The 20,075-nt window shown below is 64.9% G+C and carries 17 protein-coding genes; 4 read left to right on the top strand and 13 right to left on the bottom strand.

Annotated elements, in window-relative coordinates; translation table 11 throughout:
• Positions 1–7: 7 nt before the first annotated feature.
• On the bottom strand, positions 8–865 hold the full coding sequence (gene rlmJ / locus Q0319_RS13995; RefSeq protein ID WP_296467596.1) for a 23S rRNA (adenine(2030)-N(6))-methyltransferase RlmJ: 858 nt from the start codon (positions 863–865) through the stop codon (positions 8–10).
• Between the two features lie 265 nt (positions 866–1,130).
• Here rlmJ and Q0319_RS13990 point away from each other — a divergent pair, with 265 nt between their 5' ends.
• Both Q0319_RS13990 and Q0319_RS13985 read left to right on the top strand, forming a co-directional pair.
• The gene (locus Q0319_RS13990) at positions 1,131–1,475 is read left to right on the top strand and encodes a BON domain-containing protein (RefSeq protein WP_296467593.1); all 345 of its coding nucleotides are present in this window, start codon (positions 1,131–1,133) and stop codon (positions 1,473–1,475) included.
• Positions 1,476–1,715: 240 nt separating this feature from the next.
• A complete protein-coding gene (locus Q0319_RS13985) occupies positions 1,716–3,008 on the top strand; it encodes an NCS2 family permease (protein WP_296467590.1) in 1,293 nt (430 codons plus the stop codon).
• Positions 3,009–3,064: 56 nt separating this feature from the next.
• Here the strand turns inward: Q0319_RS13985 and edd are convergent, their stop codons facing one another.
• From edd to Q0319_RS13935, 10 genes are all read right to left on the bottom strand, one after another.
• A complete protein-coding gene (edd, locus tag Q0319_RS13980) occupies positions 3,065–4,891 on the bottom strand; it encodes a phosphogluconate dehydratase (RefSeq protein WP_296467587.1) in 1,827 nt (608 codons plus the stop codon).
• 82 nt (positions 4,892–4,973) lie between these two features.
• Complete coding sequence (locus Q0319_RS13975) at positions 4,974–6,203, bottom strand: MFS transporter (protein ID WP_296467583.1); 1,230 nt, start codon at positions 6,201–6,203, stop codon at positions 4,974–4,976.
• Positions 6,187–7,017, bottom strand: coding sequence for a pyrroline-5-carboxylate reductase (proC, locus tag Q0319_RS13970; RefSeq protein ID WP_296467579.1), 831 nt, complete (start codon positions 7,015–7,017; stop codon positions 6,187–6,189). Before proC ends, Q0319_RS13975 begins: the two co-directional genes overlap by 17 nt.
• Positions 7,014–7,748: a YggS family pyridoxal phosphate-dependent enzyme gene (locus Q0319_RS13965; RefSeq protein WP_296467576.1), complete on the bottom strand. Its 735-nt coding sequence runs from the start codon at positions 7,746–7,748 to the stop codon at positions 7,014–7,016. Before Q0319_RS13965 ends, proC begins: the two co-directional genes overlap by 4 nt.
• Before the next feature lie 16 nt (positions 7,749–7,764).
• Entirely contained in the window at positions 7,765–8,649 is an 885-nt protein-coding gene (gene ubiA, locus Q0319_RS13960; protein WP_363322285.1) for a 4-hydroxybenzoate octaprenyltransferase, read from the bottom strand.
• Between the two features lie 47 nt (positions 8,650–8,696).
• Positions 8,697–10,331 (bottom strand): AMP-binding protein, encoded by a 1,635-nt coding sequence (locus tag Q0319_RS13955; protein ID WP_296467570.1) that lies wholly within the window; start codon positions 10,329–10,331, stop codon positions 8,697–8,699.
• A 223-nt stretch (positions 10,332–10,554) separates the two neighbouring features.
• The gene (locus Q0319_RS13950) at positions 10,555–11,079 is read right to left on the bottom strand and encodes a Dps family protein (RefSeq protein WP_296467567.1); all 525 of its coding nucleotides are present in this window, start codon (positions 11,077–11,079) and stop codon (positions 10,555–10,557) included.
• A gap of 94 nt (positions 11,080–11,173) precedes the next feature.
• Entirely contained in the window at positions 11,174–12,115 is a 942-nt protein-coding gene (locus tag Q0319_RS13945; protein WP_296467564.1) for a LysR substrate-binding domain-containing protein, read from the bottom strand.
• A 12-nt stretch (positions 12,116–12,127) separates the two neighbouring features.
• Positions 12,128–14,188 (bottom strand): ATP-dependent DNA helicase RecG, encoded by a 2,061-nt coding sequence (gene recG / locus Q0319_RS13940; RefSeq protein ID WP_299453530.1) that lies wholly within the window; start codon positions 14,186–14,188, stop codon positions 12,128–12,130.
• Between the two features lie 10 nt (positions 14,189–14,198).
• Positions 14,199–14,588 (bottom strand): Rid family detoxifying hydrolase, encoded by a 390-nt coding sequence (locus Q0319_RS13935; protein WP_296470739.1) that lies wholly within the window; start codon positions 14,586–14,588, stop codon positions 14,199–14,201.
• Between the two features lie 200 nt (positions 14,589–14,788).
• Here Q0319_RS13935 and Q0319_RS13930 point away from each other — a divergent pair, with 200 nt between their 5' ends.
• Together Q0319_RS13930 and Q0319_RS13925 are read left to right on the top strand one after the other, a co-directional pair.
• On the top strand, positions 14,789–16,759 hold the full coding sequence (locus Q0319_RS13930) for an APC family permease (protein WP_299453528.1): 1,971 nt from the start codon (positions 14,789–14,791) through the stop codon (positions 16,757–16,759).
• Between the two features lie 72 nt (positions 16,760–16,831).
• Entirely contained in the window at positions 16,832–17,320 is a 489-nt protein-coding gene (locus Q0319_RS13925) for an AtaL-like protein (protein WP_299453525.1), read from the top strand.
• 95 nt (positions 17,321–17,415) lie between these two features.
• On the opposite strand, the gene Q0319_RS13920 is transcribed toward Q0319_RS13925, so the two are convergent.
• Positions 17,416–18,192, bottom strand: coding sequence for a ferredoxin--NADP reductase (locus Q0319_RS13920; RefSeq protein WP_296470667.1), 777 nt, complete (start codon positions 18,190–18,192; stop codon positions 17,416–17,418).
• Between the two features lie 198 nt (positions 18,193–18,390).
• The gene (locus Q0319_RS13915; protein WP_299453523.1) at positions 18,391–20,055 is read right to left on the bottom strand and encodes a carboxylesterase family protein; all 1,665 of its coding nucleotides are present in this window, start codon (positions 20,053–20,055) and stop codon (positions 18,391–18,393) included.
• Positions 20,056–20,075: the final 20 nt, after the last annotated feature.

The raw sequence follows: 20,075 nt of genomic DNA, 5'->3' as shown, positions 1-20,075 counted from the left end.
CGCGTGGCTATGCCTCCCGGCTCTCCAGCGTGAAGGCGGCGCTTTCGTCCTGCGCCAGCACGCTGGTGAGCCAGGGCATGGTCTCTTTCAAGGCCGATGCCAGCACCCAGGGAGGATTGACCACGAACATGCCACTGCCGTGCAGGCCCAGGCCGTCCCGCGCGGGTTTGCGCACCGCCAGGCTGACATGCAGCCAAGAGCCCGCAGGCACGCGCGCCAGGCGCGACGGCAGTTGCTGTGCCTCGCGCCGCTGCACGAGCGGATACCAGATCGCATAGCAGCCCGTGGCGAACCGCTTCACCCCCTCCTGCAAGCAATGAACCACGCGCGCGTAGTCGCGCTTGTCTTCATAAGAAGGGTCGATGAGGATGATGCCGCGTCGCGTCGGGGGGGGCAGCAACGCCTTTAGGCCTTCGAAGCCGTCCGCCGCATAGACCATGGCGTGGCGGGCGACCTCCTTGCCCAACTGTCCGACGTTGCGGCGCAATACGTCGATCTCGGTCGGATGCAGCTCGAACAGGCGCAGCCTGTCCCGCTCGCGCATCGCCTGCGCCGCGAGAAACGGCGAACCGGGATAACTGCGCAAGAACTCGCTGCCGTTGAACGCTTCGACCTCCTCCACGTAGTCTGCCGCCGCCGGCGGCAAGTCTTCGCGCGTCCACAGGCGGGCGATGCCCGTTTCGAACTCCGCCGTCTTGTCGGCCCACTCGCCATCCAGCGCATAGGCGCCGGCACCGGCGTGTGTGTCGATGTACCAATAAGGACCGTCTTTCTGCGCGAAGTAACGCAGCAATTGGACCAGGACGATATGTTTGAGCACGTCGGCGTGGTTGCCGGCGTGAAAGGCATGGCGGTAGCTGAACATGGGATTTCCAGAAGAGCGCTCATTGTAGGGGGCCTCGCGCGGCCGTTGGCCGCGATGGTTACAACTGCCACCCATCCCTTGCAAACGTGACCGCTTGCACCCTTGCCCCGCGTTCTCCCGCACCGGCGCGCATCCATCTTACAAATCCACACACGCCGACAGGCATCCGCCGCGGGGTGGCCTTATGGTGACACGGTCCGGCCGCACCGGCGCATCTTGCCGAGCACCCGCTCGGCCCACGCCAGGCCGATTCCAGGAGAGATCGATGACCCTACGCAAACTCATGATCGTAGCGATCGCCGCCGCCAGCACGGCGGCGCCACCATTGGTCATGGCCGCCTCCGACGCCGCGGAGGCAAAGCGCTCTGCGGGCGAGTTCGCAAGCGACGCGCTGATCACCACCAAGGTCAAGGCGGCACTGCTCAAGGAGCAATCCACCCAGTCCCTCAGCATCAAGGTCACGACGCAGGACGGCGTCGTCCGGCTCAGCGGCACGGCAGACGACGAAGCGCAGATCGACTCCGCGGTACGCGTGGCGCGCGGCATCGATGGCGTGCAGGACGTCAGGAACGACATCCAGCTCAAGCCCCAGGGCAAGGACAAGCCCTAGCCGCCCGTGGCCCCGGGGCCGCTTCCGGCTGCCCCGGCCCCCTTTCGCACACCGTTGCAACGGGGAGAAATGCCCCATCTCTGTGCTTTTCATTTTGCAGCGCCGCCCCTAATATGCGCCTGGGGGAACGGACCATGGATGGGCCGCAATCCGGAACGCGCGAACCGCGCCCACGCGGCTCCGGGCCGGGCACTTCGCATGGCATCCCGCCACTGTCAAGCACCCGACCTGGAATCCACCATGCTAGAGCGCTTCTTCAAACTGACCGAACACGGTACCAACGCGCGTACCGAATTGCTGGCGGGAATCACGACGTTCCTGACCATGTCCTACATCATCTTCGTGAACCCCCAGATCCTGTCGTCTACCGGCATGGATCGTGGAGCGGTCTTCGCGGCGACCTGCCTGGCAGCAGCCATCGGCTCGCTCATCATGGCCTTCGTTGCCAATTACCCGATAGGCATGGCGCCGGGGATGGGGCTGAACGCATTCTTCGCCTTCACGGTGGTAGGCGCCCTCGGATTCACCTGGCAGCAGGCGCTCGGCGCCGTATTCATTTCCGGCGTCATTTTCATCCTGCTGACGGTCACCGGCATCCGGACATGGCTGATCGCCGGCATCGCACCCTCCCTGCGCAGCGCCATCGCTGCCGGCATCGGGCTCTTCCTCGCCATCATCGCGCTGAGCAGCTCCGGCATCGTCGTAGACAGTCCCGCCACCCTGGTCACGCTGGGCGACCTGCACAAGCCCGGCCCGCTGCTGGCCATACTGGGCTTTTTCATCATTGCGGTATTGGACGCGCTCAAGGTGCGGGGTGCGATTTTGCTGGGCATCCTGGTCATCACGGTGTTGAGCATGCTGCTCGGCATCAATGAATTCCAAGGCGTCGTCTCGGCGCCTCCGAGCCTTGCCCCCACCTTCCTCCAACTGGACATCCTCGGCGCGCTGCACGCCGGTTTCCTGCACGTCGTGCTGGTATTCGTGTTGGTCGAAGTGTTCGACGCCACGGGTACGTTGATGGGAGTGGCCAAGCGCGCCGGACTGCTCGTCGAAGGCAAGAACCGCATCGGGCGCGCGCTGTTCGCCGACAGCACCGCCATCACCGCCGGCTCGTTGCTCGGGACGAGCAGCACCACCGCCTACGTGGAAAGCGCTGCCGGCGTCCAGGCAGGCGGTCGCACCGGCCTGACGGCTCTGGTCGTGGGCGTGCTGTTCCTGGCTGCGTTGTTCATCTCGCCGCTGGCCGGGTCGGTCCCAGCCTATGCCACGGCGCCGGCCCTGCTGTACGTGGCCGGTTTGATGATGCGCGAACTGATCGACGTGAAATGGGAGGACGTCACCGAGGCGATCCCGGCCGCGCTCACCGCCCTGGCCATGCCCTTCACCTACTCGATCGCCACGGGCCTGGCCTTCGGCTTCATCAGCTACGTCATACTCAAGGCCTGCACGGGCCGCGTCCGCGAAATCCATCCTGCAAGCTGGCTGATCGCCGTCCTGTTCCTCATCCGCTTCGCGTTCTTCGCCGGCGGTTGATCACCACGCCCTGCCAAAGAACCACCGCGGCCGCCGACAGGCCGCCGCGGGCCGGTTCAGGCTTCGTCTTCATCGACAAATAACGTACACGCGCCTTCCTCGGCTGCGCTCACCACCCGGCGCATGGCGCCGAACAATTCGCGCCCCACCCCCCGGTGGTGCGCCCGCAAGTCAGGTGCCAAGGCCGGGGGGCGCGCCTCCAGGTCCGCCAAGACCTCCAATACCCCTTTTTCGGCATCGAGCCGGACCATGTCCCCGGTGCGGACTTTTCCGATGGCGCCGCCCTTGAGCGCCTCCGGCGTCACGTGAATGGCCGCGGGCACCTTGCCTGAGGCCCCCGACATGCGTCCGTCCGTCACGAGCGCAACGCGGAATCCCCGCCCCTGCAATACCGACAGGGTCGGCGTCAGCTTGTGCAACTCGGGCATGCCGTTGGCTGCTGGGCCTTGCCACGGCACGACGGCGACGAAGTCGCGCTCCAGCTCACCCCGCTGGAAGGCTGCCAATACCTCATCCTGGTCGTTGAAAACGATGGCGGGCGCTTCGACCTTGAAGTGTGCCGGGTCCACCGCAGACGTCTTGACGACGGCCCGACCAATATTGCCGGAGAGGACCCGCAGGCCGCCACTGGGCAGGAAGGGGCGGTCGATGGGGCGCACGATATCCTCGTTCCTCGAAACGGAAGCACCCTCCCGCCAGGCCAGCCTGCCGCCGTCCAGGTAAGGTTCGCGGCAATAGGCGGCGAGTCCCGGCCCCACGATGGTGTTGACGTCGGCATGGAGCAACCCCGCCTGGAGCAATTGGCGGATGACGAACTGGAGGCCGCCCGCTTCGCGGAAACCGTTGACGTCCGCGCTTCCGTTGGGGTAGACGCGGGCCAAGAGGGGCACCACGTCGGAGATGGCCTGGAAATCGTCCCAATTGAGCTCTATGCATGCCGCCCGCGCCATCGCGATCAGATGCAGCGTGTGGTTGGTCGACCCGCCCGTGGCCATCAGGCCAACGATACCGTTGACGAAGGCGCGCTCATCCAGCACGTCGCATATCGGGGTATATCGGGCGCCCCCGTGCCAAAGCGAGACGGCCAGCCTGGCCGCTTCGCGCGTCAGCGCTTCGCGCAGCGGGGTATGGGGATTGACGAAAGAGGTGCCCGGCAGGTGCAGGCCCATGAACTCCATCAGCATCTGGTTGGAGTTGGCCGTCCCGTAGAACGTACAGGTACCCGGCCCGTGGTAAGCCCGGCTCTCGGCTTCGAGCAACTCCTCGCGCCCGACCTTGCCCTGCGCATAAAGCTGCCTCACCCTGGCCTTGTCATCGTTCCCGACCCCGGTAGTCATCGGCCCGGCCGGAACGAACACCGCTGGCAAATGGCCGAAGGCCAGCGCGCCCATGACCAAGCCTGGCACGATCTTATCGCACACCCCTAGGTACAGCGCCGCATCGAACATTTGGTGAGACAGCGCAACGGCGGTAGACATCGCGATCACGTCGCGGGAAAACAGCGACAGCTCCATGCCCGCCTGGCCCTGGGTCACGCCGTCGCACATGGCGGGCACCCCGCCGGCGAACTGCGCGGTAGCGCCCGCTTCCATCGCAGCCTCTTTCAGCCACGCGGGAAACTCACCCAGCGGCTGGTGTGCCGATAGCATGTCGTTATACGAGGAAACGATGGCCACATTGGGCCGGTCCTGGACTTTCAGCCATACCTTGGCCTGCTCGGGCATGGCCGCAAAGCCGTGGGCCAGATTCGTACAGGAAAGGCCACTGCGCTGGACTTTGGACCCGGCCCGGGCGCGGGTTTCCTCCAACCACCTCCGGCGCCGATCGCCTCCCCGGGCGACGATGCGCTCGGTGACCTCTTGCACTACGGGATGCAAAGACATGGCGTGCTTCCTCCGGAATCTCGACGGGCGGGCGCGGCCGGCGCGCCGGAGCGGCGCCGCAAATATCGCGCCCGACCCGGGGCTAGCCTTCCAGCGTCTTGAGTCGCCGCAATTGCGGAAACCATATCATCCATAGCAGCGCAACCGCGATCGTGCCCGCCCCGCCGATCAGCACGGCGGGCACCACGCCAAACAGCGCTGCGGTGACGCCAGACTCGAACTCGCCCAGCTGGTTCGAGGTGCCGATGAACAAAGAGTTCACGGCGCTCACCCTGCCCAGCATTTCGGGCGGGGTCTGCAGTTGCACCAGCGTGAAGCGGATCACGACGCTGACGACATCCGAAGCGCCCAAAACGAACAGCGCTGCCACGGACACGATCAGATTCGACGACAGGCCAAATACGATCGTGGCCAAGCCGAACACGCCCAAGGACGCAAACAGCACCGGGCCGACATTGCGCTTGATCGGATAATGCGCCAGCACGACAGACATGACCAAAGCGCCCACAGCCGGAGACGTCCGCAACAGTCCCAACCCCCAGGGCCCGGTCTCTAGGATGTCGCGCGCGTAAATCGGCAGCAACGCCGTCGCGCCGCCCAGTAGCACGGCGAACAAGTCGAGCGACAGGGTGCCCAGGATGACGGGCCGGCTGCGGATGAACGAAATGCCCGAGAAAACGGATTTCAGCGTAACGGGCTCTCTCGGGGCAGCCACCTTTTCGGCGCGAATGAGCGCCACCAGCACGCCGCCTAGGAAGAAGAATAGGCAGGCGACGACGTAGGCCGTCATGGAACCGAGCCCGTAGAGCAGCCCCCCCAGGGCTGGGCCCAGGATGTGCGCCGTCTGCGTCGCCGAGGTAGACCAGGCCGCAGCCTGGGGAATGAGCTCCCGCGGCACGACCCCCTGCACCAGGGCCGCCATGGTCGGCGATTCGAATGCCCGCGCAGCGCCGCCCAGGGCGACCAGCACAAGAATGGCATCGCGCGTGAGCCAGCCGTAATACGTGCCGAGCGCCAATGCGCCGGCGGCAAGCGACTCCACGAGCATGCAGATGCTTGCGATGGCCCGCCTGTCATAGCGATCGGCCACCTGTCCGACCACGAAAGTCAGCAACACCATCGGTACGAACTGCGCGAGCCCGACGAGCCCTAAATCAAACGCGCTGCCCGTGATCTCATAGACTTGCCAGCCGACGGCCACCGACAGCATCTGGAACGACAGCGTCGACATGACCCTGCCGAACCAGAACAGAATGAAGGGAGGATGCCGTGCAACCGAAGTGACCTGTCCGGCATCACTTCCCGAACGCATCGCCCATCTCTCGCGCACGTTGGGCGGCGGCCTGCATGGCGCGGACCAGGGCTTGCCGGAAACCTGCCTGAGCCAACACATCGAGGGCGGCAGCGGTGGTCCCGCCTTTGGACGTGACGCGTTCGCGCAAGACGGCCGGCGGGTCGGACGACGACGCGGCGAGGTTGGCGGCGCCCGCCAGGGTGGCCAAGGCCAGTTTGCGCGACTGTTCCGCATCGAGCCCCACGGCGAGCCCGCCTTCGATCAGCGCCTCGATGAACAAGAAAACGTACGCCGGCCCGCTGCCCGACAGGGCCGTCACGCCGTCCAGGTCATCTTCGCGCCCGACCCAGACGGTTTGTCCGACCGCTTGGAGAATGGCTTCGGCCTGGGCCCGATCGGCCTCGCCGACGCCATCGGACGCCGCCAAGCCCGTCACGCCCTGCCCGATCAGCGCCGGCGTATTCGGCATGCAGCGCACGAGCCGCTGCCAGGGGGCCGCCTCCGTGCCGAGCCAGCGCGCGAGGTCGACCATGCGGATTCCCGCGGCGATGCTGATCACCAGGCTATCTTTCAGCCACGGCCGGGTGGATGCGGCCACCTCCTTCATGACTTGCGGCTTCACTGCGTAGACCCAGACCTTGCAGCGCGACAGTGCCTCGTCGGGCGCGGCCGAGACGCTCGCCCCCCGCTCGGCCCAGGACTGGCGAACCGAGTCGTTCACCTCGACGACGTGGATGTTCGCCATGGGGCACAGCTTGCCGGCGAGGCCGGAAATCAGCGCGGCGGCCATATTGCCGCCGCCGATGAACGCGATGGAAAGATCTGGAGTCATGTCAGTTCCGATGAAGGCGATGAATGCGGTTGCGCGCTCACGGGTGGGCGAGCGCCGAAAATGGCGGTGCCGACTCGTACGACCGTGGCGCCGGCCGCCACCGCGGCCTCCAAGTCGTCCGACATGCCCATGGACAGCGTATCGAGCTGCAGCCCGGCGCGGTTCAAATCATGCATCAGATTCGCCAGGCGGGCGAAGACCTCACGCTGTTCGCGCGGGTCTTTCTGGGGTGCGGGAATGCACATCAGCCCCCGCAGGCGCAGCCGGGGCAGTGCCTGGACGGCAAGCGCCAGGTCAAGCGCATCTTCCGGCGCCACGCCGCTCTTGGTAGGCTGGGCGTCGATGTTGACCTGTATGCACAGTTGCAACGCCGCCGCACCCGCCGGCCGGAGATCCGAGAGCCGCTGCGCGATCTTGAGGCGATCGATGCTATGCACCCAGTCGAAATGGGCGGCCACATGCTTGGCCTTGTTGCTCTGCAAAGGGCCGATGAAGTGCCACTCAGTATCAGGCCTCAGGTCCTGGAGCCTGGACAGTTTCTCGACCGCCTCTTGGACGTAGCTCTCGCCAAAGGCACGCTGGCCGGCGCGATAGGCCTCCCGCACCGCCTCCGCCGGGAAGGTCTTGGAAACGGCGATCAATCGCACCTGTTTCGGATCGCGCCCGCAATCCAGGACGGCACGCTCGAGGCGGGCGCGAACCGCGAGAAGGTGATCGGCAATAGACGACATGGAATGACAACCCGTTTTAGCCCAGGACCGAGGTCTGCACGAAAATCCCGGCGAACACCGAAAAGCCGAACCAGGTGTTGTGCAAGAAAGCCCGGAAGCACGCTGCGCGGTCGCGGTTCCGTATCCACCAGAGGTGCCTGGCCGCGACTCCCGCCGCGCAGGCGAGGCCCGCCGCATAGGCCCAGCCGTAGTCGAGCATGGCGCCGACGACGCCCAGCAGCGCCAACGTTGCGACATAGCAGAAGCCTACCGCTGCGACGTCCCATCGGCCAAAAGTGATGGCCGAGGTGCGCAACCCGAGCTTGAGGTCGTCCGGACGATCGACCATGGCGTACTCGGTGTCGTAGGCCACGGCCCAGAAAATATTGGCCGCCAACATGATCCATCCCTCCAGCGGGATGGTCTCCAACACGGCGGCATAGGCCATCGGAATCCCAAAGCCGAAGGCGATGCCCAGGTAAGCCTGGGGGATGGCAAAAAAACGCTTGAACTTGGGATAAGTCGCCGCCAGGAAGACAGCCACCACCGACAAGGCCCACACCAGCTTGTTCATCGGGAGGATCAACACCAATGAGACGAGCGCGAGCGCGATGGACACGCCCAGGGCCTCGTTGGCGGTGATCAACCCGGAGGTGAGGACCCGGTCGCGCGTGCGCTCGACGTAGCGGTCGACATCCCGGTCGAAATAGTCATTGATGGCACAGCCCGCCGACCGCATCAGGGCGGTACCGGCCACGAAGGCGAACACGTAATACAGCGAGGGCCGCCCCTGGCTGGCCGCCCAAAGCGCCCAGAGCGTGGGCCAGACGAGCAGCAGTATGCCGATGGGCTTGTCGATGCGCACCAGCCGAGCGTACAGGGCGAGGCGCTGGAATACCGTCGGGGAAAGCGAACTGTTCATCCCCATATGGTAACAAGCCGCCGGATTTCCCGGCGGCCATCCCGCCCCTACAGGCTGCGCAGGGCAAAGCGTTTGAGCTTGCCCGTCTCCGTCCGGGGCAAGGCGTCGACGAAGCGGATGACGCGCGGGTACTTGTACGGGGCGATGGTTTGCTTGACGTGCTCCTGCAGGGTCTTGACCAGCTCGTCTCCCGGCTCGAACCCGGGGCGCAGGACGACGAAGGCCGCCACCACCTGGCCCCGTTCCTCGTCCGGCATCCCCACCACGCCGCATTCGGCCACGGCTTCATGCTGCAGCAGCGCACCCTCCACTTCCGGACCGGCAATGTTGTAGCCGGCCGAGATGATCATGTCGTCGGTGCGCGCTTGGTAATAGAGGTAACCGTCTTCGTCCATCAGGAAAGAATCGCCGGTCAAGTTCCAGCCGTTCCTGACGACGTTTGCCTGGCGCTCGTCGGCCAGGTATTTGCACCCGGTCGGCCCCCGCACGGCCAGGCGCCCCACCGTGCCAGGAGGCAGGGAACGCATCGACTCGTCGACGATGCACACCTCATAGCCCGGCACCACCTTGCCGATCGCTCCTCTGCGCACCTGGTCGCCGGCGCTGGAAATGAAGATATGGATCATCTCGGTGCTGCCGATGCCATCGGTCATCTCGATCCCGGTCGCCTGCTTCCAAAGCTGGCGCGTGGCGTCCGGCAGGGCCTCGCCAGCGGAAACCGTATGGCGGAGGCTGGAAACGTCGTAACTCCCGGCCAGGGCTGCCATCTGGCGGTAAAACGTCGGCGCGGTGAATACGATGGTCGCCCGCGCAGACTGGATGATGTCCAGCAGTCCGGCCGGAGTCAGCTTCTCGGCCAGCACGGTAGAGGCACCGGCCCGCAACGGGAAGCACAGCATGCCGCCCAGCCCGAAAGTGAAGGCCAGGGGCGGCGTGCCGCAAACGACGTCGTCCGGGCGCATGTCGAGAATCGAACGCGGGAAAAGATCGCACATGGCGAGCACGTCGCGGTGGAAGTGCATGCAGCCCTTCGGGCTGCCCGTCGTGCCACTGGTGAACGCGATCAGGCACACGTCGTCGGCCGCGGTGTCGCACGGGGCGAACGACGCCGACTTGGCGCGCGCCAGGCTTTCCAGCGATTCGCTGCCTTCGTCGTTGAAATATCGCACTTGGGCAAGTGTCGGACAGTGCATGGGCCCGGGCCGCATGCACGCCTCCAATTCGTCCCGCAAGCGCGCGTCGCACAGCGCCGCGCTCACCTGCGCCTTGTCCAGAATGGGCTTGAGCTCGGCCGCGCGCAGCAGCGGCATGGTCGGCACCGCCACCAGGCCCGCCTTGATGGTTGCGAGGAGCGCGGCGGCCATGGCGGGATTGTTTGGCCCCCGCAAGAGGACCCGATTGCCCGGGACCAGCCCCATGTCTTCGGTCAGCACGCGAGCCAGGCGGTCGACCCGATCCTGCAGCTCGCGGTAAGTGATGCACCGGCGCTCTCCGGCCTCGATGGTCCAGATCGCCGGCCGCTCGCCATGCCCCGCGGCAATTGCCCCGTCCACGAGCTCCGCGGCACAGTTGAACCGGGCCGGGTAGCGGACGGCGGGATGATCCAGCAAGAACGTCGGCATGGACTCGGGCGGGGGAAGATGATCGCGCGCAAACGTATCGAGGTGTCCCGAGCGTTCCATGGTGTGGCTCTCCAGCGATGCGCACGGCAAGCGGCCGCGCAGTGACGGAACAGAATTAATTTAGCCTAAAATTTTTAAACCTCAAATAATTGTCGAGCGGTCTGCCGGAAAGGGAAATAGAAAAAATCCCTGCATCGCGACACGGGCGATACAGGGATTTCCAGGAGGAGCCGCCGGTTCGAAGCACCCAGCCCCTGCCCCGGCGGTTTTCGGAGCAAAACGCCTATTGCAGCAAGCTGCGCAGCATCCACGCGGCTTTTTCGTGGTATTCCAGGCGCTGGGTAAGCAGGTCGGCCGTGGGCTCGTCGTTGGCGGCGTCGGCCACTTTCAGCGTCGCGCGCGCGGTCTTGGCCACGGCTTCGTGGCCGATCACCAGCTGGCGCACCATCTCGAGCGCCTCAGGCACGTCGGTCGGCTCCTTGATGGTGGAAAGCTTGCTGAACTCGCGGTAGGTACCCGGAGCAAAGTGGCCCAGGGCGCGGATGCGCTCGGCGACGTCGTCGATGGAGTTCCACAGGTCGGTGTACTGGGTCATGAACATTTCGTGCAGGGTGTTGAACATCGGCCCCGTCACGTTCCAGTGGAAGTTGTGCGTCATCAGGTACAGCGTGTACGTATCAGCCAGCAGCTTGGACAAGCCCGCGGCGACTGCGGCACGATCCTTGTCCGAGATGCCGATGTCGATGCGCGGCGCACCGACGGACGAACGGGCGGTACCCGTCTTGGTGCTTGTCTTCTTTGTTGCCATTGTGGACTCCCTTGGGTGTGGGTGAGAAAAAGCCGGAGCGGCCTACAGGATACTAGATCGGGGCGGATCGCTATAGCTCAAGCGCAAAAATACGTCACGACGCCGTCTCGGCTTCGAGCATGGTCACGCCGTTCAGCCGGCATGACCGGATGGTGGCAATGAGGGTCTCGATCGCGGCGGTGCGCGGGAAGCTCTTGCGCCATGCCAGCACGACGCGCCGGTCGGGCACCGGCTCTTCGAACGGGATGTACCGCAGGAGGTCCCGCGGGTCGGGCTCGGCCGGCACCGATGACATGGGCAGCACGGTAATGCCTATGCCAGAGGCCACCATGTGCCGAATCGTCTCCAGCGAAGAGCCTTCGAAAGTCCGCTGGATGCCCTCGTTGGTGGCGGAAAACCGCGACAGCTCCGGGCACACTTCGAGCACCTGGTCCCGGAAGCAGTGGCCGGTACCCAGCAGCAGCATCGTTTCGCTCTTGAGCTCCTCGGCCTTGACGCGGCTGCGGTTCGCGAGGGGGTGCCCCTTGGGAACCGCGACGATGAACGGCTCGTCATACAGCGGCTGGATCGCCAGGCCGGTATCGGGCAGCGGCAGCGCCATGATGGCGCAGTCGATTTCGCCTTGCCGCAGCAGCTCCAGCAGCCGGACGGTGAAATATTCCTGCAGCACCAGGGGCATCTGCGGCGCGACCTCGATCAGCTTGGGCACGAGCTGCGGCAGCAGGTACGGGCCGATGGTATAGATCACTCCCACCCTCAACGCTCCCGAGAGCGGATCCTGCCCCTGCTTGGCGATTTCTTTCAGGTTGGCGCTTTCCTCCAGCACTTTCTGCGCTTGCGCCACGATCCGCTGGCCGATGGGGGTGATGCCGACCTCGGCGCCTCCCCGCTCGAAGATGGTCACGCCCAACTCGTCTTCCAATTTGCGTATGGCCACGGACAACGTGGGCTGGCTGACGAAGCAAGCTTCGGCGGCGCGGCCGAAATGCCGTTCGCGTGCTACCGCGACGATGTACTTCAATTCGGTCAGGGTCATGACACGCCTCTCTCAAGCTTTCAGGAAATCTTCGCGCCCGCGCATCCACCGGGCCAGATGGGCCGACACCACGTCAGGGGCACGTGCCATCAGGTCGGCTGCGGCCTCGTGCGCTTGTTCAGCGATCTCCAGGTCATTTTCGAGATCGGCGAACCGCATCAGCGCCAGGCCGGACTGCCGCACGCCCAGGAACTCCCCGGGGCCGCGCAGCTCGAGGTCCCGCCGGGCGATCTCGAAACCGTCCGTGGTTTCATGCATGGTGCGAAGCCGGGCCTTGGCGACCTGCGACAGCGGGGTTTGGTACAGCAGCACGCAGACGGACTCGGCCGCCCCGCGCCCCACCCTCCCCCTGAGCTGATGCAGCTGGGCCAGGCCGAAGCGTTCGGCGTGCTCGATGACCATGAGCGAAGCATTGGGAACGTCGACCCCGACCTCGATCACCGTGGTGGCGACCAATAGGTCCAGCTCCCCGCGCTTGAAGGCATCCATGACCGCGGCCTTCTCAGCCGCCGGCAGGCGGCCGTGCATCAGTCCGACCCGGCATTCCGGAAGGGCATGCCTCAGCGCCTCGTAGGTGTCGACAGCCGTCTGCAGCTCCAGCGTCTCGCTTTCCTCTACGAGCGGACACACCCAGTACACCTGCCTGCCCGTCCGCGCCGCCTCGCGGATGCGCGCAATGACCTCTTCGCGGCGCGCCTCGGACAAGAGCTTCGTGATGACGGGCACGCGCCCCGGCGGCAATTCGTCGATGACCGAAACGTCCAGGTCCGCGAAAAAAGTCATCGCCAAGGTACGTGGAATGGGCGTGGCAGACATCATCAACTGATGGGGAAACTCGTCGGCCCCGCCCCCCTTGTTGCGCAGCGCGAGACGCTGGCCCACGCCGAAACGGTGCTGCTCATCGACGATCGACAGCCCGAGGCGGGCGAATTGGACGTGCTGCTGGATCAAGGCCTGGGTGCCGACTGCCAAGTGCGCCTCGCCGCTTTCGATCATGGCCGCCGCCTCCCGGCGAGCCTTGGGCGCGAGGCTGCCCGTCAACCAGGCCACCTTCACCGACAACGGTTCGAGCCAGTCCACCAGTTTGCGGAAATGCTGTTCGGCCAGGATTTCCGTCGGCGCCATCAAAGCCGCCTGGTAACCGTTGTCAATGGCCTGGGCTGCTGCCAACGCGGCCACCACCGTCTTGCCACTGCCCACGTCTCCCTGCAACAAGCGCTGCATGGGATGGGGCTTGGACAGGTCCGCCGCGATCTCGCTCCTGACGCGCTGCTGGGCGCCCGTAAGTGCGAACGGCAGGGTATGCAAAAGGCGGTTGACCAGGCTGTCCGGGGCGTCCGAGGGAGGCAACGGCGGCGCGCGTTTTTCCCGGCGCGCCGCGCGCGCGCGCGCCAGCGAGAGCTGCTGCGCCAGTAGTTCGTCGAACTTGATGCGCAGCCAGGCGGGATGCGCCCGGTCGACAAGCGACTGGGTCGCGACGTCCGGGGGCGGCGCATGGAGCAGCCGAACCGCCTCCTCGAACGCCATCAAGCCATAGCGCTCCCGCAGCCAAGCAGGCAGGGTATCGCTCAGGTCCGCCTGCTCCAGCGCATTCGCGATCGCTTTGCGCAGCGCAGACTGGGGCAACCCTTCCGTCGTCGGATAGACGGGCGTGAGCCGGTCCGGCAGAGGCGTATGTTCATCGGCCACGGTGACGCGCGGATGCACCATCTCCATGCCGAAAAACCCGCCTCTCGCCTCCCCCCGGGCCCGGACCCGGCGCCCGGCGGCCAACTGCTTTTGCTGGCTGGGATAAAAGTTGAGAAAGCGCAGGCCGAGCTCCCCAGTGTCGTCCTGGATCGCGGCCACCAGCTGCCGGCGGGGACGGTAAGTGACTTCGCAGCGCGTCACGACCCCTTCGACCTGCGCCCACATGCCCGGCAGCAACCTCCCGATGGGGGTCAGCCGGGTTTCGTCTTCATAGCGGATGGGCAGGTGCAAGACGAAGTCGTCCGCACCGGACAGGCCCAGCTTGCGCATTTTGCGCTGCAGCGGCGTCAGCCCGGTGTCGTCGGAAGCTGCCTGCAAGTCCATCCCCCGTCGATTACACCACCAGCACCGCCTCGACCTCGAACTCTGCGCCTTTGGGCAGGGCGGCCACCCCTACCGTGGACCGGGCGGGGAACGGCTGGGGAATGAGTTCTGCCATGATCTCGTTGACGACGCCGAACTTGGACAGGTCCGTCAAGAACAAGGTGAGCTTGACGATCTGGTCGAGCGAGCCGCCTGCTTCGCGCACGACGGCGGCCATGTTGGCGAACGCCTGCCTCACCTGCGCCTCGAAGCTGGACGCCTCGAGTTCACCGGTGGCGGGCACCAGACCGATCTGGCCGGACAAATAAACCGTCCGGCCGGCCGCGGGAACCGCGACCGCCTGGGAATAGGGCCCGACGGCAGCGGGCGCTGCATCGGTGTGAATGATTTGCTTGCTCATGCTTACCTCGAGAATACGGCTGGAGGGGAACCGGTCGGCACCCATGCATAAAGCTATCAGAAATTCGATTGCAATAGTTAGCGGCCCTGCCAGGGGTAACAATTTCCTTGTTGATAGAATGGCCTGCCGAGCGAGATCCCCCGCGGCGTGCCGTTGCGCCGCGCAATGCTGAACGGACAAGCCGCAGAATCCCTTTTCGTATGAAACCATCGTCATGGCGCGAACGCCTGCTGGGCAAGGCTCGCGACCCGTTGTCGCCCGAGACCCGGCATTCGATCGCGCTGGCCGCCATCGTGGCCTGGATCAGCCTCGGTGCAGACGGACTCTCCTCTTCGTCTTACGGACCCGAAGAAGCCTTCCGCGCGCTGGGAAACTACACCCACCTCGCCCTTTTCCTGGCCATCGCCACGGCGATCACGGTCTTCGTGGTCGCGCTCGCCTACAACCAAGTCATCGAGCTCTTTCCGACCGGGGGCGGCGGCTACCGTGTCTCGACCGCGCTGCTGGGCCCTTCCGCCGGCCTGCTGTCCGGATCGGCCCTGATCGTGGATTATGTGCTGACCATAGCGATTTCGGTTGCCGCCGGCACCGATGCCCTGTTCTCGCTGCTCCCGCTCGGCTGGCAGCCCTACAAGATCTGGGCCGCCTGTGCGATGGTGCTTTTCCTGCTCTGGCTGAATCTGCGCGGCGCCAAGGAAAGCGTGAAGGTGCTGCTGCCTATCTTCGCCGGCTTCGTCCTCACTCACGCCGCATTGATTGCATGGGGCATTTTCGCGCACGCCGAAGGGCTGCCGCTGCTGATTCCCAACACCCTGCGGGAAGTCCGCGAACTCACCCACGAGGCGGGCTGGTTCTTCGTACTGGCGGTGTTCCTGAAAGCCTACTCGCTGGGCGGCGGCACCTACACCGGGATCGAGGCAGTATCGAACAACGTCGACCGGCTCGCCGAACCGGTCGTCCGCACGGGCAAGCTGACCATGCTGCTCATGGCCATCAGCCTCGCCTTCACCGCCGCCGGCATCATCCTGCTCTACCTATTGTGGAATGCGGCGCCGGTCGAAGGCCAAACGCTCAACGCGGTGGTTTTCGGCGACGTGCTGCGGGAAATGGGTTTCGACGGCACTGACCTCTTCGTCGCGCTGGCCGCGGTATTGACCTGCGAAGCGGGCCTGCTATTCGTGGCCGCCAACACGGGTTTCCTGGGCGGTCCGTCGGTCCTCGCCAACATGGCGTCGGACTCATGGATGCCGCACCGGTTCCGCTACTTGTCGAACCGCCTGGTAACCGAAAACGGCATCCTGCTGATGGGCGTGGGCGCCCTCATCATCCTGCTCCTGACCGGAGGCAAGGTTTCGGTGCTGGTGGTGCTCTATTCCATCAACGTGTTCCTGACGTTCAGCCTCTCGCTGGCAGGCCTGTCGAGCTACTGGATACGCAACCGCGACAAGCCCGTCTACAAGAAACACTGGAAACGACGACTCGCGCTTTCGCTCGGCGCACTGACCATCACCAGCGCCATCCTGGTGATCACCATCTTCGAGAAATTCTTCGAGGGAGGATGGGCCACGCTGCTCATCACCAGCGTACTCGTGGTGATCTCCCTCGGCATTCGCGCACATTACCGGGAAACGCGGCGCCGCATCGCGGCGATCGACGAAATCTTCGCGGGCCAGGCCTTCGGCTCGGACTGCACGCCCCCGCCCCTGGACCCCCAGGCTCCCACCGCGGCCTTCCTGGTGGGGTCGAGCCGGGGCGGAGGACTGCACGCGCTGCTGTGGGTGCAGCGCATGTTCCCCGACCACTTCAAGAATTTCGTCTTTATCAATGCGCGCACGGTCGACGCACACGTCTACGGCGGGCGCGAGGCGATGGAGGCCATGAAGCTGCAGGCCACCACATCGCTCAAGTACTTCGAGCGCTTCTGCAACAGCTACGGCCTGGCGGCCACCAGCAAGCTGGGATTCGGCACCGACGCCGTGCAGACCTTGGAAAAACTCATCTCCGAAGTGCTGGAGGAATATCCCAATACCATCGTGTTTGCGAGCAAGCTCGTATTCAAGCGGGAAAACTTTGTCACGCGGCTGCTGCACAACCAGGCAATCAACGCGCTGCAGCGCCGCATGCATGTCAACGGACAGCAGCTCATGGTGCTGCCGATGCGGATCGACTAGCGCTCCCCGCGACGGGTGAGTCGACCTGCGGGCGCGTTATCCTATACCCAGACTGTCTGGAATTCGCGCCCCATGCTTCGATTCGAACACATTATTCAGATCAATGACCCACTCGTGCCCCTGCTCACGCCGCTCACGCGGGAGCAGATCTGGCGCGGGCTCTTTATCCGGGCGCACCAGCCGACGGAGTTCGTCATGGGGCTGGAGGGCTGCGTGATCGAAAACGAGATCGAGGAAGCCGGGCGCACTATCCTCAAACGTGTCCTGGATTTCGGGCCATTCCAGGTCCACGACGAGGTAACCCTCACGCCCATGCAGGAGGTCACGGTGCTCGCCGCGGCCACTCGCCTGTGGCCACGCTGTGAGGCCACGATCCGCATCGAAGAGCCCTCGCCGGGAGACTTTTTCCTGCGCTTTATCTACGAACTCGACCTGGCAGAAGGCCACAGCGATCTCGACGAAACATCCGTGGAGCTGCGCAAGCAGGCCTACCTCGCGGCCGACATGGATACCGTCCAGCGCATACGGGAGCTGGCGGAGTCGGGAAAGCTGCTGCACTGAACCGTTGCCCCTAGAACGCAAACACCCTGGGAGCCAGACCACTCCGGTCCGGCTCCCAGGGTGCGCAAGCGCGCGCCGCCTCAGCCGCGCCTAGTTCATTTCTCGACGAACGCGCGTTCGACGACGTAATCGCCGGGATGGCCGGTGCTCTCCGACACCTTGAACCCGAGGCCGTCGAGGATCGCACCGACGTCCGCCAGCATGTGCGGACTGCCGCACAGCATGGCCCGGTCGTGTTCAGGATTGAGCGGCGGCAGTCCGATATCGGCCGCCAGCTTGCCGCTCGTCAAAAGCTCGGTGATGCGGCCTTGATTGCGGAAAGGCTCACGCGTGACGGTGGGATAGTAGATGAGCTTCTCTCGCACCAGTTCACCGAAGTATTCATTGTTCGGCAGTTCGTTGCTGATGTAATCGGCATAGGCCAGCTCGCTGACCCAGCGCACGCCATGCACCAGCACCACTTTCTCGAAGCGCTCGTAGACGTCCGGATCCTTGATGATGCTCATGAACGGCGCCAGCCCCGTTCCGGTGCCGAACAGATATAGGTTCTTGCCCGGCAGGAGGTCGTCCACCACCAGGGTGCCAACGGGCTTGCGGCTGACCAGGATGGAGTCTCCCACCTTCAAGTGCTGCAGGCGCGACGTCAATGGTCCGTTGGGCACCTTGATGCTCAAGAACTCGAGGTGTTCTTCGTAGTTGGCGCTGGCGATGCTGTACGCCCGCATCAAGGGCTTGCCATCGACCTCCAGGCCGATCATGACGAAGTGGCCGTTGTGGAACCGCAGCGCGGGGTCGCGGGTCGTTCTGAAGCTGAAAAGCGTGTCGTTCCAATGATGAACGCTGGTGACGCGTTCGGTGTTGAAAGCGGCCATAACCTGTGGGGTTCCGTCAAGGGGTTTGAAACCAGTTTACCAAAGCGCTTCGGCAGAGCCTGGAGGAAACCCTGGATTCTATGCGGTTTAGCACGCAGTACAGCGCAAATCGCGGCATGTTATGAGCATGGGTTCTAAGCTTATGAACCTCCCTCGCCCAAACCGGCGCCACGCACGAAAGAAGGTGCATCGCCAAGCTCAATTTTGCGCGAAGGCGCCCGGATACAAGCTGCGCCAGAATCCGCACTGATACGCCGCCACGGCATTGAACAAGCCCGATTTTTGGGGCTCGAGGCGCAGGGCAGCGCCAGATTCCCCGAACAATGGCCAGACGGGCAGGCCGGTCGCGCGCGGCACGCCTTCCCGAATGAACGAGGACCACGTCGCCACCATTTGGTCAGCCAAGGCCTGAGACTCGCGGGACAGGTCAGGCGCGTCGATTTTCGACGTATTCGAGAAATTCGGGAAAAAATAGTTGAGCCCGGCCGAGTGCACGGCGCCGAGTTCGAAGCCCGGGTCGGGAGTGTCCGGAATCGATACGCCGAGCACGGGCGCGTTGCGGTCCGCGAACTCAAACATGTAGACCGGCACGTGCCGGGACAAGAGGCGGGCCGTTTCGACGTAGAGGCAATGGTTAATGCCGATGTCGGGGCGGAAATCGCTCATGGTCGACCCGAGCGCCGCAGGCGCGGACGAATAGCGGCTGAGCGGATAGCGCGCCAAGACCTCCGGCGCATGGTCTCCATAAATGGTGCGCAACAGCTCTTCGTGATTGCCCGCCGTAATGCTCTCGCCAGCCTGCATGGCATAGCCGACGTACAGCCGCAGCTCGTCCCGCGTGCCGCCATACAAGACCGGGACCCGAACGAATTGCCCCGCCTGCAAAGACGTCACGCCGTCGCGCGGCAGGGTCTCATTGCCGTACGGGGGCGCAAACGCCATGAGGTCCGAGCCGGCCGCGCGATCGCCCGCGGCGATCAGCGTCTGCGGATCCTTGCCGCGCAAACACGCCACCGCCGTCGCATCGTCCAGGCATCCGGCCTCCTTGGCCACGCGCACCCCGAACTCGCGCCAGGACGCCACGTCCCGCAGGTGAAAGGAGCAGGCCGCGCTAGAAATGATCGCCTTGTGGAACAGGCCCTCGGTCGCTTCCGGCGTCATCAGGTGCATGCAAACGGACGCACCGCCGGCAGACTCGCCGGCAAGCGTGATGTTGTCCGGGTCGCCGCCGAACGCCGCGATGTTGCGCTTGACCCAGCGCATCGCCAGGCGTTGGTCTTCCAGCGCATAGCCGCCGTTGGTCGCGTCGGCGAACCCGGGATGCGGCATGAAACCGAACACGCCCAGTCGATAATTCATTGACACCACGACGGCGTCGGCCGCCTTCGCCAGCCGGTCCAAGCGGTAGAGGTTGCTGCCCCCGCCGACGAAGCCGCCGCCGTGGATCCAGACAATGACCGGGCGTTTGCCTTTGTCGGAAGCCCCGTCACGGATGGGCACGGAAACATTCAAGCTCAGGCAGTCCTCGGCGTCACTCGCCTCGGTCAGGTCGTACCGGGCCGCCTGGGCGCAGGGCGGTCCAAATTCCCCGGCTTGCAACACGCCTTCCCAGGGCTGCGCCGGCTCGGGCGGCATCCACCGACGCGGACCGGCGGTGGATGCCGCGTAAGGAATGCCGCGGAACTCGAGCACACCGTTGCGCACCACGCCCTGCACTTTGCCCGCGTGCGTGGAGGCCATGGTCTCCACGGCGGCCGGCTCCATATCGAAATCCTCCTGCTGGCTCGCAGTGGCGGTAGCGATGCCGATGACAATCTGAATGAGTATCCCGGCCCCAAGCAGCAAACTGCGCCGTACGTTCATCGTCCCCCTCGATTTCGCGC

Source organism: uncultured Pigmentiphaga sp. (genome assembly GCF_937950555.1).
Classification (GTDB): domain Bacteria; phylum Pseudomonadota; class Gammaproteobacteria; order Burkholderiales; family Burkholderiaceae_B; genus Pigmentiphaga.
This window is presented reverse-complemented; position numbering and strand designations above follow the sequence as displayed.

What these genes read in the sequence shown, in the direction of transcription:
- rlmJ (WP_296467596.1), bottom strand. Translation starts at nt 865, where the DNA reads ATGTTCAGCTACCGCCATGCCTTTCACGCCGGCAACCACGCCGACGTG.
- Q0319_RS13990 (WP_296467593.1), top strand. Translation starts at nt 1,131, where the DNA reads ATGACCCTACGCAAACTCATGATCGTAGCGATCGCCGCCGCCAGCACG.
- Q0319_RS13985 (WP_296467590.1), top strand. Translation starts at nt 1,716, where the DNA reads ATGCTAGAGCGCTTCTTCAAACTGACCGAACACGGTACCAACGCGCGT.
- edd (WP_296467587.1), bottom strand. Translation starts at nt 4,891, where the DNA reads ATGTCTTTGCATCCCGTAGTGCAAGAGGTCACCGAGCGCATCGTCGCC.
- Q0319_RS13975 (WP_296467583.1), bottom strand. Translation starts at nt 6,203, where the DNA reads ATGCGTTCGGGAAGTGATGCCGGACAGGTCACTTCGGTTGCACGGCAT.
- proC (WP_296467579.1), bottom strand. Translation starts at nt 7,017, where the DNA reads ATGACTCCAGATCTTTCCATCGCGTTCATCGGCGGCGGCAATATGGCC.
- Q0319_RS13965 (WP_296467576.1), bottom strand. Translation starts at nt 7,748, where the DNA reads ATGTCGTCTATTGCCGATCACCTTCTCGCGGTTCGCGCCCGCCTCGAG.
- ubiA (WP_363322285.1), bottom strand. Translation starts at nt 8,649, where the DNA reads ATGAACAGTTCGCTTTCCCCGACGGTATTCCAGCGCCTCGCCCTGTAC.
- Q0319_RS13955 (WP_296467570.1), bottom strand. Translation starts at nt 10,331, where the DNA reads ATGGAACGCTCGGGACACCTCGATACGTTTGCGCGCGATCATCTTCCC.
- Q0319_RS13950 (WP_296467567.1), bottom strand. Translation starts at nt 11,079, where the DNA reads ATGGCAACAAAGAAGACAAGCACCAAGACGGGTACCGCCCGTTCGTCC.
- Q0319_RS13945 (WP_296467564.1), bottom strand. Translation starts at nt 12,115, where the DNA reads ATGACCCTGACCGAATTGAAGTACATCGTCGCGGTAGCACGCGAACGG.
- recG (WP_299453530.1), bottom strand. Translation starts at nt 14,188, where the DNA reads ATGGACTTGCAGGCAGCTTCCGACGACACCGGGCTGACGCCGCTGCAG.
- Q0319_RS13935 (WP_296470739.1), bottom strand. Translation starts at nt 14,588, where the DNA reads ATGAGCAAGCAAATCATTCACACCGATGCAGCGCCCGCTGCCGTCGGG.
- Q0319_RS13930 (WP_299453528.1), top strand. Translation starts at nt 14,789, where the DNA reads ATGAAACCATCGTCATGGCGCGAACGCCTGCTGGGCAAGGCTCGCGAC.
- Q0319_RS13925 (WP_299453525.1), top strand. Translation starts at nt 16,832, where the DNA reads ATGCTTCGATTCGAACACATTATTCAGATCAATGACCCACTCGTGCCC.
- Q0319_RS13920 (WP_296470667.1), bottom strand. Translation starts at nt 18,192, where the DNA reads ATGGCCGCTTTCAACACCGAACGCGTCACCAGCGTTCATCATTGGAAC.
- Q0319_RS13915 (WP_299453523.1), bottom strand. Translation starts at nt 20,055, where the DNA reads ATGAACGTACGGCGCAGTTTGCTGCTTGGGGCCGGGATACTCATTCAG.